Source organism: Streptomyces mayteni, assembly GCF_054783955.1.
The window spans coordinates 36839-50069 of the sequence record NZ_BAAGPR010000036.1 but is presented as its reverse complement, the minus strand read 5'-3'; the positions used below and the strand labels follow the sequence as shown (position 1 = coordinate 50069).

10 protein-coding genes are annotated in these 13231 nt (G+C 74.4%); 6 read left to right on the top strand and 4 right to left on the bottom strand.

All coding sequences use genetic code 11. From position 1 onward, the window contains the following. Window positions 1-425: 425 nt before the first annotated feature. The gene (locus tag ACYVPE_RS17905; protein ID WP_461034619.1) at window positions 426-1718 is read left to right on the top strand and encodes an FAD-dependent oxidoreductase; all 1293 of its coding nucleotides are present in this window, start codon (window positions 426-428) and stop codon (window positions 1716-1718) included. A 25-nt stretch (window positions 1719-1743) separates the two neighbouring features. Here the strand turns inward: ACYVPE_RS17905 and ACYVPE_RS17900 are convergent, their stop codons facing one another. From ACYVPE_RS17900 to ACYVPE_RS17890, 3 genes are all read right to left on the bottom strand, one after another. Then, on the bottom strand, window positions 1744-2658 hold the full coding sequence (locus ACYVPE_RS17900) for an alpha/beta fold hydrolase (protein ID WP_461034618.1): 915 nt from the start codon (window positions 2656-2658) through the stop codon (window positions 1744-1746). 3 nt (window positions 2659-2661) lie between these two features. Continuing rightward, on the bottom strand, window positions 2662-5304 hold the full coding sequence (locus ACYVPE_RS17895) for an AAA family ATPase (RefSeq protein WP_461034617.1): 2643 nt from the start codon (window positions 5302-5304) through the stop codon (window positions 2662-2664). Window positions 5305-6160: 856 nt separating this feature from the next. After that, the gene (locus tag ACYVPE_RS17890) at window positions 6161-7819 is read right to left on the bottom strand and encodes a regulator (protein ID WP_461034616.1); all 1659 of its coding nucleotides are present in this window, start codon (window positions 7817-7819) and stop codon (window positions 6161-6163) included. Window positions 7820-8021: 202 nt separating this feature from the next. Between ACYVPE_RS17890 and lipB the strand changes: the two genes are divergently transcribed. The 4 genes from lipB to ACYVPE_RS17870 all read left to right on the top strand — a co-directional run bounded on the left by lipB (window position 8022) and on the right by ACYVPE_RS17870 (window position 11012). Further along, on the top strand, window positions 8022-8813 hold the full coding sequence (gene lipB / locus ACYVPE_RS17885) for a lipoyl(octanoyl) transferase LipB (protein ID WP_461034615.1): 792 nt from the start codon (window positions 8022-8024) through the stop codon (window positions 8811-8813). Window positions 8814-8945: 132 nt separating this feature from the next. Beyond that, entirely contained in the window at window positions 8946-9887 is a 942-nt protein-coding gene (gene lipA / locus ACYVPE_RS17880; RefSeq protein ID WP_461034614.1) for a lipoyl synthase, read from the top strand. A gap of 67 nt (window positions 9888-9954) precedes the next feature. Next, window positions 9955-10212, top strand: coding sequence for a hypothetical protein (locus ACYVPE_RS17875; protein ID WP_461034613.1), 258 nt, complete (start codon window positions 9955-9957; stop codon window positions 10210-10212). 92 nt (window positions 10213-10304) lie between these two features. Continuing rightward, window positions 10305-11012 (top strand): DUF4191 domain-containing protein, encoded by a 708-nt coding sequence (locus tag ACYVPE_RS17870; RefSeq protein ID WP_461034612.1) that lies wholly within the window; start codon window positions 10305-10307, stop codon window positions 11010-11012. Window positions 11013-11099: 87 nt separating this feature from the next. Here ACYVPE_RS17870 and ACYVPE_RS17865 read toward each other — a convergent pair whose 3' ends face one another. Then, window positions 11100-11567 (bottom strand): RDD family protein, encoded by a 468-nt coding sequence (locus tag ACYVPE_RS17865; RefSeq protein ID WP_461034611.1) that lies wholly within the window; start codon window positions 11565-11567, stop codon window positions 11100-11102. Between the two features lie 198 nt (window positions 11568-11765). Here ACYVPE_RS17865 and glnA point away from each other — a divergent pair, with 198 nt between their 5' ends. Continuing rightward, window positions 11766-13181 (top strand): type I glutamate--ammonia ligase, encoded by a 1416-nt coding sequence (glnA, locus tag ACYVPE_RS17860; RefSeq protein ID WP_132819091.1) that lies wholly within the window; start codon window positions 11766-11768, stop codon window positions 13179-13181. The last annotated feature ends 50 nt before the right edge of the window (window positions 13182-13231 follow it).

Sequence of the window (13231 nt, the reverse complement as noted above, 5' to 3'; positions counted from 1 at the left end):
CGAAGACCCAAAAGACAGGCCCTAGGCCCTGACCGGGCGGTCTTGCCGGGCCCGCGGCTCCCCTGGGCCTGGCGGCCCGGGGAGCCATGGCCTGATCCGACAAGACCGACAGGACGGGACCTCACCGCGCCGTCCGAGCACCGCGCAGCGGCCGGCACGCGACCTTCGTGCCCCCGTGCCCTGGTCCGTGCGCTCTGACGCGATACGCCCGGCGTGAGAGGGTCGCATCCGGTTCGGGCATTGCTCGCGCCCCCAGCGGGCATCAGCACCGACGGACCCACACCCAGGGGTCCCAGGGCATCGACACCGCGGCAGGTCAGCCTCGTCGACAGCGTCGTCACGGGGGCGTGGTCCGCGCCGACCGACCGCCCCGCGGGCGTCCGATCCCGCCGCTCTCACGCACCGACCCCTCACCAGGAGGACACGTGCTTCAGCGCCGACCGCATCGCGACCCATCCGACGTCGTCATCATCGGCGCGGGCCCCGCCGGGCTCGCCGCCGCGTACCACCTGAGCACCGCGGGACTCACCGTGACCGTCCTGGAAGCGGCCGAGCGCGTCGGCGGGCGCATGGCCACCGAGGACCTCGACGGCTTCCGCCTCGACCGCGCCGCCCACCTCGCCCTGCCCGGCTACCCCGCGAGGGCCCAGCTTCCGGGCCCTCTGCCGACCCGCCGGCTGACCGGCGGCATCGTGCTCAAGGGCGCGACGCAGCAGCACCGGGTCGGCGAGGCCGCCGACCACGCGGTCGCCGGTTCCGGCGGCCGCTCGCTGACCTCCGCGTTCGACCAGATCTGGCTGCGGGCCAACCTGGCCAGGCTCGGCCGGCTGCCGGACGCCAGGCTGCGGGCCCGCCCCGAGCTGACGGCGGCCGCCGCCCTGAGCACCCGCGGCATACCGGCGCGCATAGCCGAGGGCGCGCTGCGCCCGCTGCTCGCCGCCCTGTTGCACGATCCCGAGCTGGCCACCTCGAGCCGGCTCGGCGACCAGGCCCTGCGGGCCTTCGCGCGCCGCGGCCTCGGCCTGCCGGTCGGCGGCGCCTCGGCGCTGCCTGAACTGCTCGCCGGGGCGCTGCCCGAGGGCTCGGTCGTGACCGGGGCGCGGGCCGTCTCGGTGTCCACGACGGCGGTGGAGACCCGGGAGCACGGCACGTTCCGCTGCCGGGCGGTGGTGCTGGCCACCGGCGCGACCGAGGCCGCCGGCCTGCTGCCAGGACTGCGGGTGCCGGACTTCCGCCCGGTGACGGTGCTGCACCACGCGGCGCCGGCCGCCTCGCCCGCCGGCCCCGCGCTGATCGTGGACGCGGCGGCGCGCGGCCCGGTCTCGCACACCGTGGACGCCTCCGCCGTCGACCCGTCGCGCGCGCCGGCCGGCCGGACGCTGATCAGCTCCGTGGTCCTCGGGCCGCCGGCGGCCGAGTCGCCAGAACTGCTCGACAAGGCGGCCAGGGCGCAGCTCGCCGAGCGGCACGGCGTGCCGGCCGACGACTGGCGGCTGCTGGCCGTGCGGCACGATCCGCGGGCGGTGCCGGTGTTCGAGCCGCCCTACCCGGGTGCCAGGTCGGCCCGGCTGCTCGACGGCCTCTACGTCTGCGGCGACCACCGCGACCTGCCAGGACCGACCGGCGACCTCGCCTCCGCCGCCCGGGCGGCGGCCGCGCTGCTGACCGACCTGGGCTTGGCCCCGGCGGCCCCGACGGTCGCCGCCGAGGCGGTCTGACGCGGGCCGCGCGGCGGGGCGTCGGTCAGTCGGCCGTGTGCGTGAGGACGGCGGCGGCCAGCTCCTCGTGGACCTCGGGGGGCAGCGTGTGCCCCATGCCCGGCACGATCAGCAGCCTGGCCCCCGGGATCCGTTCGGCGATGAGCGCGCCGTGGCCCGGCTTGGCCGGCTCGTGGCTGCCCTCGACGACCAGCGTGCGCGCCGTCACCCGGTGCAGCACGCCCACCGGCTCGAAGTCCGGCCCTGCCATCGCGGCCAGCCGGTGGTTGGCCACCGCCGACAGGTCACGGGCCCGGTCGTGGATCCGCTCCTGAAGCCGACGCGCCGCGTCCTCGTCGAACGGCAGCCCGGTACCGTGCAGCAGCCGCTGCTCGGCGATCATGCCGTCGATCCTGGCCCGCCGGTCCGCCGGCGGCGGGGCGGCCAGCAGCGACTGGTAGAAGGCCACGAACTCCGGCGTCGGTTCCGGCAGACTCCCCTCCGGCTGCGGCTCCCCCGTCAGGGCCCGCATGATCACCCGGCCCTCGCCGCCGCCGAGCGGCGAGGAACCGATGACGGTCAGCGAACGCACCCGCTCCGGCCGCTCCACCGCCACGAACTGGCCGAGCAGCCCGCCGGCCGAGTGGCAGACCAGGTGCGCGCTCACCAGGCCGTGGGCGTCCAGCACCCGGTACACGTCGTCCTTGATGTCGTCCCACGTGTAAGGGTCGGCCGCGAAGTCGACGGTGTCCGACCTGCCGGTGTCACGGTGGTCGTACCTGATCACCCGGCGGCCGCCGGCGACGAGGCGCCCGACGAACTCGTCGGGCCACAGGACGCCCTGCGACATCGACCCCATGACCAACAGGATCGGCGCGTCCGTCGCCGCGCCGAACTCCTCGCTCCAGATCTTCACTTCACCCATGACTTCACTGGTGGCTTCGCTCGTGGCTTCACTCATGGCTCAGAGCCTGCCGGGCTCCGCCACCGGTGGCTTCCGTAGAACTACCAGTCGCGCCAGTTCCGTACGGGAGCCGATGCCCAGCTTCGGATAGATCTTGTACAGGTGGTACTCGACGGTGCGCGGGCTCAGGAAGAGCCGGGCCGCGATCTCCTTGCTCGACAGGCCGTCGGCGACCAGCCCCGCGATCCGCAGCTCCTGCGGGGTCAGCGCGTCGAGCACGGCGGACGGCGGCGGCTGCCCGCTCTCGCCCGCCGCCCGCAGCTCGTCCTGCGCCCGCCTCGCCCACGGCCGCGCGCCCGCCCGCTCGAACGTCTCCCACGCCGTCCGCAGCTGCGCCCGCGCCTCGCCTGGCCGCTGCGCCCGGCGCAGCCGCTCGCCGAGCAGCAGCGCCGTCCTGGCCGCCTCGAACGGGTTGGTGTGCAGCCGCAGCGCCTCGCGGAGCGCGTCGTCCGACGATTCGGCGAGACCCCGGCAACGGGCGAGCAGCGCCCGCGACTCGGGCGTCGCGGCGTTCGCGGACCACCGGCGGTACGCGTCGAGCGCCGCCCGCGCGGCCGACTCATCGGCCGCGCCCTCGGCGGCCTCGACCCGGTCGGGCGTCGACCGCCACGCCACGGTGGGGTGGCCGGCGCCCGGGCCCGCCGCTGCGAGGGCCGTGAAGCGGTCGTGCGCCGCCGCGTGGCGCCCCAGGCAGAGGTCGAGCATTCCCAGCCCGTAGGCGGCGGTCCCCGCGCGCAGCCCCACCCGGTGCGGCACGGCGATGGCCAGCGCCTCCCGGGCCCGCCGTGCGCACTCCTCCTCGTCGCCGCGCAACGCCGCGAGCACCGCGAGATTGGCCAGGTGGGCGGCCTCGGTGTTCCGGTACCCGGCCTCGCGGGCCAGTTCGAGGCCCTCGTCGGAGACGGCCCGGCTGCTCGCCAGCCGGCCGGCGATCCGCTCGGCCGTGGCCACGAACTCCAGCACGACCGGCAGTTGCCCCGTCATGCCTGACACCCTGGCCACCCGGCCGGCCCGGTCGACCAGCTCGGTCGCCACGTCCGACTCGCCCAGATAGCTGGCCGCGGCCGTTGCCCACAGGTACTCGGCCGCGTGCCGCAGCTCGCCGACCCGCGCCAGCGCCCGCCGCAGCAGGCCAGGGCCGGCCGGGTCGCCGTCGAGCACCAGGCCGATCCCGGCCACGGTGTCCCGCAGGAACCCCTCGGGGTGCGCCGCCGCCCGCCGGCCGAGCGCGACGATGGCCGCCGGGTCGCCGACGTACGAGGCGGCCTCCGCGGCGTCGGCCAGCGTCTCGAGGTCGTCGCCGGCGGCCAGGATCCGTACGGCCTCGGCGGCGTTGCCGGAGTTCAGCTCGAACCGGCCGCGGAGCCTGGCGATCCGCCGGCTGAGGTCGGCGTCCCCGCCGGCCAGGTCGCGGGCCTCGGCCAGCAGCGACTCCGCCCTCCCCGGGCGGCCGCCGAGCCAGGCCGCGACGGCGGCGTCCATCAGCCGGACGGCACGGGCGCGCGGCTCGGGCGTCAGCTCGGCGGCCCTGGCCAGCGCGCCGGCGGCGGTGCCGTACCCGCCGCGGTCCCGCGCCCGCTCCGCGGCGGCCACCAGCTCGGCGGCGACCCGCTCGTCCTGGCCGGTGGCGGCTCCGGCCAGGTGCCAGGCCCGGCTGTCCCCCTCGGTCAGCTCCGCGAGCACGGCGTGCGCCCGGCGGACGTCCTCGGCTGAGGCCGCCTCGTGCACCGCCGAGCGGACCAGCGGATGGCGGAAGCGCACGCGCGTGCCCGCGAGCTCGGCCAGCCCCGACTCCTCGAGCTCGGCCAGCGCCAGCCCGTCGCTGGCGCGCGGCACCGGGTCGGCGTCGGCCGCCACGGCGGCGACCAGGGCGAGCCGCCGGGCGGCGGGCGACAACGCCGCCACCCGCTCGCCGAAGAGCCGGGCGCCACCTGGCAGCGGATCGGGCAGCGGCTCCCGCCCGGCGAGCTGCGCGGGGGTCAGGCGGGCGGCGATCTCACCCAGGGCGAGCGGGTTCGCGCGGGTCAGCGTGACGAGTTCCCGTGCCACGCCGGGGGCCACACCGTGGCGGGACGCCAGCAGCTCGGCCGCCGCGGCCGCGGGCAGTCCCGGCACGTCCACCGTGGCCGTGACGCCCCTGACCCGGGCGTCCCCGCGGACGGCGAACAGCATCGCGATCCGCTCCGTCGCCAGCCGCCTGGCGGCGAACAGCAACGCGTCGGCCGAGGCCGGATCCACCCACTGGAGGTCGTCGACCACGCAGATCAGCCCGCCGGGCGCGGCGGCCTCGGCCAGCAGCGACAGCACGCCGGCCCCCAGCAGATACCGGTCGCCGTGCCCGCCGGCGGTGAGCCCGAGGGCCGCCCGCACCGCGTCGCACTGCGGCTCGGGCAGCGCGTCGAGCGAGCCGACCACCGGCCACAACACCTGGTGCAGCGCCGCGAACGCGAGGTCGGACTCGGGCTCGACCCCGGTGGTCCGCAGCACCCGCATCGCACCGCCGCGCGCGGTCACCTCGTCGAGCAGCGCGGTCTTCCCCGCCCCCGCCTCCCCCCGCAACACCACGGCACCACCGAAGCCGTCACGAGCCCGCCCGATCACCTCGTCGAGCGCGCCGACCTCCACCGATCTGCCGTAGAGCACGAGGCCCCACCCTAAGCGCTCCCCGGACAGCAACCCGCGGGCCCACCGTGGCCGCCCCAGGGGGCGGCGCAGCCGCCCAGCACCGCCAACCACCGGGCGGCGCCCCGTGCACACGGCCGCGCCGCGGGGCGGCACGACCCGCCGCCTCGCGGGCGGCGCCCCGCGAACGCGGCCCCGGCGGTCGCCGGCCAGGCCGCCACAGCCGTGCCACCCACGGCGGCCAGAACCGCACACCCAGCAACGGGGCTTCGCCCCGCACGGCACCGCGAAGCAGTCTGACCGGCCCGCCGGCGGGGTGACGCGGCCCACCACGGCGGCCAGAACCGTACGCACGGCAGCGGGGCATCGCCCCACGGCGCCGTGGGGCAGGCTGCGCCCGCCATGGGTGGCACCCCGCGTACCCGGCCCGGCGAACGCCGGCCAAGTCGCCCCGGGGCACCGCGAAGCGGTCTGACCGTGCCGCGCTCGTGAACGGTGCCCCGCACTCACGGCCCCGGCTGAACGCCGGCCAGCCCCGGCCCGCCCCCGGAGAGTGGCGCCGCGCACACGGCCCCGGCGCCACGGTCGGCGCGGCCGCGGCGCTGGCCGCCCAGGGCATCGCCCGCGCACGCGCCGCGAAGCGGCCCGCGAGCCCGACGCCGGCGAACGGCGGCCGGGCGCGCCCGGCCGGGCAGCGGCCTGCGGCACCCAGCCAGCCCACTCCCCCGCACACCTCGCCACGGCGGGCGGCGACGTCGGCCCACCCGGATCGCCAGGCGGCCAGGCCCCGCCTGGGGACACGTACCGATGAGGCGCCGGACCACCCGCACCACCGTTCGCCGGAAAAGGGCGGGTGGGTGGGCAAAACCCCACCGCCCTACGTCAGCGCAGCGACCCGCTCCCGATAGCTCCGCACCGGCGCCGCGTCCCTGAACGGTTCGAGGCGGCGGTCGAAGTCCTGGATGTACTCGTGCGCCCTGGCCGACCGCATCTCCATGGCCTGCTGCGCCGCCTCCGCGGCCAGCCCGCACGCCTGCTCCACGTCGCCGAGGCCGAGCCTGGCGCTGGCCAGCACGACGCGGCAGAAGAGCCGGCTGCGGGCGAAGTTGGTCGGCCGCAGCTGGAGTGACCGCTCCGCGTGCCGCGCCGCGGCGCGGTACTGCTGGAGGTCGCGGTGGCAGTGGGCGAACTCGTCGGCCAGCTGCGCCTCGTCGAAGAAGCGGGCCCAGGCCGGGACGTCCTCGCCTGGCCGGGCGGACTCCAGGGCGCGCTCGGCCCTGGCCAGCGCCGCGGTGCAGCTGCGCACCTCGCCGAGCAGTCCGTGGCCGCGCGCCTCGACGGCGTGCAGCAGGGCCTGGACGACCGGGGCGACCGAGCTGGCCATGCCCTGCTGGGCGACCCTGGCGAGCTGGACCGCCTCGCGGCCGTGGCCGAGGTAGACGGCCTGCCTGCTCATCGAGACCAGCACGTAGCTGCCGTAGCTGCGGTCGCCCGCCGCCTGGGCGAGGCGCAGGGCCTGGACGAAGTACCGCTGGGCCAGGCCGTGGGCGGCGATGTCGTAGGCGGTCCAGCCGGCGAGCCGGGTCAGGTCGGCGGCGGCCGAGAACAGCCGGCGGCCGGTCTGCTCGCCGTAGCTGCCGCGGAGCATCGGCTCCAGCTCGTGCTCCAGGTAGCGGACCAGGGCCTGCCTGGCGTGCCCACCGCCGTACGTCTGGTCGAGTTCGCGGAAGAGGTTGGCGACCGAGCGGAGGGCCGCGATGTCGCCGGCGGTGACCCGCTGCCCGGGGCCGCGTTCGACGCGGTCGAGCGGGCCCTGCCGCTCGGGGCGGACCGGCCGGCCAGCGGCGACCTGGGGGAAGCGCACGGCGCCGGCCGCCGGCGGGTGGTGCGGGCCGTGGGGGGCGTGCGGCGGGTGCGCGCCGGCCAGCCGGTCGGGGCGTTGTGGGCCCGGCGGCCCCGAGGGGCGGACCGCCGCGCGGCCCTGCTCGGGCACCCGCACCAGCGGCCCGGACGTCTGCGTGCCGGCCGCCGGTTCGGCGGGAGCCGGCTCGCCGCGGGCCACCCGCTCGTCGGGGCGGCCGATGAGCCAGTCGCGGCTCGGCACGACGAGGCCGGCCGGCGTGAAGGCGATCTTGCGGAGCTCGGCGTAGCTGCCCGAGTCCTTGCGCCAGAGGCCGGCGACGATGTCGACGGCCTCGGCCGGGCTGGCGGCGAACTCCAGGCCGGCGTAGACGGGGGCGCAGGCTTCGAGGCCCAGGTCCTGCGCGGAGAGGCGGCGGCCGAGCCGGCGGGTGAAGACCTCGGCGATCAGGGCCGGGGTGGTGCCCCGCGGCCGCTGGCCGCGCAGCCAGCGGGTCACGGACGTCTTGTCATAGCGGAGATCGAGGCCGTGTTCGAGGCCGAGCTGGTCGACTCGTCGGGCCAACCCGGCATGGGAGAACCCGGCCTCGGCGATCAGGGCGGCGAGCTGGCGGTTCGGCGTGCGCGGTGGCGTGGACTGTGAGGAGGGCGGGCCTCCGGGTCGTTCCGTGGACATCGGCGGTGCGGTCTCCTGCCTTACGGCTGTGCGGCTGGAACGGCGCGAATGTAACGGTCCCTACCGGTTTCATCGGCTTCTGGAGCGAGGATTCATCCATATGTGTGAGCCATGGGGCGGCCCGCGCATGCCGTCGAGGCGGGCTTACAGTTGATTCGAAGCGCCCACTGGCGCCGGTACGAATGTGCGAAGGGAAAGCCGCGTGAGCGAGCTGCGCTTTGTCCATCTGGGCTTCGGATCGGAGGCCGTGGAGTATCACGCGGCCTGGCAGGAGCAGCGGCGGGTCCACACCGCACGGTTCTCGGACGAGATCCCCGACACCGTGCTGTTGCTCGAGCACCCCGCGGTCTACACGGCGGGCCGGCGCACGGCGGACAACGAGCGGCCGCTGGACGGCACGCCCGTGGTGGACGTCGACCGGGGCGGGAAGATCACCTGGCACGGTCCAGGGCAGCTGGTCGGCTATCCGATCCTGAAGCTGCCGCGCCCGGTCGACGTGGTCGCGCACGTGCGGCGGCTCGAGGAGGCCGTGATCCGGCTGTGCGCCGACTTCGGCGTGGAGACCTCCCGGGTGGAGGGCCGCAGCGGGGTGTGGGTGCTCGGCGAGGCGCAGCGGGGCGAGCACGGGGCGGCGCGGCTCGGCGGGCTCTCGCTCGACTTCGACCCGCGGCTGCACGACGAGGAGTTCGACCCGCGGCTGCACGGGCCCGAGTACGCGCCGTCCAACGCGGGTCAGCGGGGCGAGGACCGCAAGCTCTGTTCGATCGGGATCCGGGTGGCCAAGGGGGTCACCATGCACGGTTTCGCGCTCAACTGCGACCCGGACATCACGTCGTTCGACCGGATCGTGCCGTGCGGCATCAGGGACGCGGGCACCACGTCGCTCTCGCGGGAGCTCGGCAGGCCGGTGCCGGTGGCCGAGGTCGTGCCGGCGCTGGAGAAGCGTCTGCGCGAGGTGCTGGGGACCACGGTCCCGCTGCCCCGCGCGGTCTGACGGTGGAGGCGGTGGGGATGGTGGGGGCGGTGGCCGTCGGGACGGAATGTGGCCCGCCTCACCGCGTCACCCGCACAAGCCAAGGCGTAGGCTGGGATACGCCGAAGAATCGAAAGTGGTAGGGAGCCGGACGTGTCCGCTGTCGCACCCGACGGGCGCAAGATGCTGCGCCTGGAGGTTCGGAACAGCCAGACCCCCATCGAGCGCAAGCCCGAGTGGATCAAGACCCGGGCCCGCCTGGGGCCCGAGTACCAGGCGCTGCACGGCCTGGTGAAGCGCGAGGGGCTGCACACCGTCTGCCAGGAGGCCGGCTGCCCGAACATCTTCGAGTGCTGGGAGGACCGGGAGGCCACCTTCCTCGTCGGCGGCGAGCAGTGCACCAGGCGCTGCGACTTCTGCCTGATCGACACCGGCAAGCCCACCGAGGTCGACCGGGACGAGCCGCGCCGGGTCGCCGAGTCGGTGAAGCAGATGGAGCTGCGGTACGCCACGATCACCGGGGTGGCGCGGGACGACCTGCCGGACGGCGGCGCCTGGATCTACGCCGAGACGGTCCGCCAGATCCACGGCCTGATGCCGGACACCGGCGTCGAGTTGCTGATCCCGGACTTCAACGCCGTGCCCGAGCAGCTGGCCGAGGTCTTCGGCTCCCGCCCCGAGGTGCTGGCCCACAACGTGGAGACGGTGCCGCGGATCTTCAAGCGGATCAGGCCCGCGTTCCGCTACGACCGCTCGCTGCGGGTGCTGACGCTGGCCCGCGAGGACGGCCTGGTCACCAAGTCGAACCTGATCCTCGGCATGGGCGAGACCCGGGACGAGATCAGCCAGGCGCTGCGCGACCTGCACGAGGCGGGCTGCGAGCTGATCACCATCACCCAGTACCTGCGGCCGACCCCGCGCCACCACCCGGTGGAGCGCTGGGTGAAGCCCGAGGAGTTCGTCGAGCTGCGGCAGGAGGCCGAGGAGATCGGCTTCGCCGGCGTGATGTCGGGGCCGATGGTGCGCTCGTCCTACCGGGCCGGCCGCCTCTACCAGCAGGCGATCGCCCGTCGCGGGGAGACCCGGGCGGCCTGAGTCGTGCCCCGGGGTTCACCGCCGGGTCATGGCAGCGAAACACCGTTCGATAACAATAGGGGGAGTTGTGACCGACCTGCCCGGGGAGGGACTGGTCATGCGGTATGTCAGCCCGGCGCGACCGTCAGTGACGGGAACGCTGCGTCTGCTGGAGGAACGGCTGCTGCGCGGCGGCCGGCGCACCGCCCTGCGGAACGCCTGGGCCGCCGTCCAGGAGGACCGGGAGCGGGCCGCGGCCCGCTCCGAGGCGGAGCGGGTGCTCGAGGCCGTGCGGAGCCGGCCTGCCGGCCTGAGTGGTCCGAAGGGCCCCATGACCCTGCGCTGACACCGGACCGTGACCGGCCCGCCGGCCTGAGCGGCCCCGAGAACCCCTTGCCCGTGCGTTCGCGCGGGGCGTGGCCCCGTAGACTGGCGGGCATGGCGCGGAAGGACAAGGAACAGGATTCCGAAAACCCGGGGCGGCTCAAGCAGATCGCCCTGACATACAGGATGACCCGGCGGGCCGACCGCTGGATCGGTTGGGTCATCTCAGCGGTGGGCCTCGGCACCTTCGGTGTCGTCCTGGCCATTGGTTTCCTGATCGGCCACCCGATCTATCTCGGCATCCTCGGCCTCCTGGTCGCGCTGCTGACCACGGCGATCGTCTTCGGACGGCGGGCCGAGCGGGCCGCGTTCGGCCAGATGGAGGGCCAGCCGGGCGCCGCGGCCGCGGTGTTGGAGAACATGCGGCGCGGCGTGAACTTCACGCCGGCCGTCGCGATCAACCGCAACCAGGACGTGGTGCACCGCGCGGTCGGCAAGTTCGGCGTGGTGCTGGTCGGCGAGGGCAACCCGAACCGGCTCAAGACCCTGATCGCGGCCGAGAAGCGGCGGATGAACCGGGCGATCTCCGAGGTGCCGGTGCACGACGTGATCGTCGGCAACGCCGAGGGCCAGGTGGAGCTGAAGAAGCTGCGCTCCACGATCCTCAAGTTCCCGCGGGTGCTGGCCGGCCCGCGCGTCACCGAGGTCAACGACCGGCTGCGCGCCATGGGCGACCTGATGAGCAACATGCCGCTGCCGAAGGGGCCGATGCCGAAGGGCATGCGGCTGCCGAAGGGCGGCCAGCAGCGCCGGGGGCGCTGACCCCGCCCGACACGACGACGACACGGCGATGGCCCTGGTCCCCCCGAGCGGGACCAGGGCCATCGCCGTGTCGTCGTCGCCGGCCGGTCAGGCGCGGATCTGGACCGCGTGGGCGAGCTTGTCGTGGAGGCCGCGGGTGTCGCGGTCCCAGACCAGGGCGGGGATGGCCAGGGCCAGCAGCACCGTCCGCAGGGCGGCGCGGGGGAAGCTCAGCCGGCCGCCGCTCACGTGGACGACCCGCAGCCCGAGCAGCCGCTTGCCCGGCGTGCGGCCGAGGGTGCCCACCAGCAGGATCGACATCACGACGAAGACCGGCAGCGTCCAGCTGTTGGCGGCCCGCGGCTGACCGTCGGCGAGCAGACCGTATGCGATCAGCCCACAAAGCGCCCAGTCGACAAAGATGGCCGCCAGCCGGCGCCCCGTCGAAGCGAGGGATCCGGGGCCCTCCCTCGGCAGCCCGAGACGCTCCCCGCGGTACCCGAAGTCGACGCCCATGTCGTCGGCGGCCGCACGCGGTCCCGAAGGCCGCGAGCCCGTTGCCTGACTCTTGTCCACCACTCCACCGTAGCGCGCGTGCCCACCGGACCCGTCACCGGTATCAGGGGAGAAGTCCGGTTAACATCGGCGAAACGAATGAGTCATGCCCGAGAAATGGCACGTCCTTAGGGTCGACCCCGGCAGGCCCACGTACCGGGCCATTCCCCGAGCTGCACACTCCCCGACCCCGCAGGGCCGGGGGTAGGAGGACACCGGATGTTCCAGAACGCCGACGAGATCAACAAGTACCTCGCGGAAAAGGACGTCAAGTTCATCGACGTCCGCTTCTGCGACCTGCCGGGCATCATGCAGCACGTGACCGTTCCGGTCGGCAGCTTCGACCCGAACGAGAGCCTGATGTTCGACGGATCGTCGATCCGAGGCTTCCAGGCCATCCACGAGTCCGACATGGCGCTGGTCCCCGACCTGACCACGGCGCGGGTCGACCCGTTCCGCAAGGACCTGACGGTCAACATCAACTTCTTCATCCACGACCCGATCACGGGTGAGGCGTACAGCCGCGACCCGCGGAACGTGGCGAAGAAGGCCGAGGCGTACCTGGCCTCCTCCGGCATCGCGGACACCGCCTTCTTCGGCCCCGAGGCCGAGTTCTACGTGTTCGACGACGTCCGCTTCGAGACCAAGTCGAACGCCGGCTACTACTACATCGACTCCGTGGCCGGCGCCTGGAACACCGGCGCCATCGAGGAGGGCGGCAACCGCGGCTACAAGGTCCGCTACAAGGGCGGCTACTTCCCGGCCCCGCCGGTCGACCACTTCGCCGACCTGCGCGCCGAGATCTCCCTCGAACTGATCAAGGCCGGCCTGGAGGTCGAGCGCCAGCACCACGAGGTGGGCACCGCGGGCCAGGCCGAGATCAACTACAAGTACAACACGCTGCTCGCCGCCGCCGACGACCTGATGCTGTTCAAGTACATCGTCAAGAACGTCGCCTGGCGCAACAACAAGACCGCCACCTTCATGCCCAAGCCGATCTTCGGCGACAACGGCTCCGGCATGCACGTCCACCAGTCCCTGTGGGCCGGCGGCAACCCGCTGTTCTACGACGAGCAGGGCTACGCGGGCCTCTCGGACACCGCCCGCTACTACATCGGCGGCATCCTCAAGCACGCCCCGTCGCTGCTCGCCTTCACCAACCCGACGGTGAACTCCTACCACCGCCTGGTCCCGGGCTTCGAGGCGCCGGTCAACCTGGTCTACTCGCAGCGGAACCGCTCCGCCGCGATGCGGATCCCGATCACCGGCTCCAACCCCAAGGCGAAGCGCGTCGAGTTCCGCGCCCCCGACCCGTCGTCCAACCCGTACCTGGCGTTCTCGGCGCTGCTGCTCGCCGGCCTCGACGGCATCAAGAACAAGATCGAGCCGGCCGAGCCGATCGACAAGGACCTGTACGAGCTGGCCCCCGAGGAGCACGCCGAGCTCCCCCAGGTCCCGACCTCGCTGCCCGCGGTCCTGGAGGCCCTGGAGGCCGACAACGAGTACCTACAGGCCGGCGGCGTCTTCACGGCCGACCTGATCGAGACCTGGATCGACTTCAAGCGCGAGAAGGAGATCGCCCCGATGCAGCTCCGGCCGCACCCGCACGAGTTCGAGCTCTACTTCGACGTGTAGGTCGACGTGTTGCTCGACGTGTAGGGCGCGAGCCTTCAGGCACGCGAGAA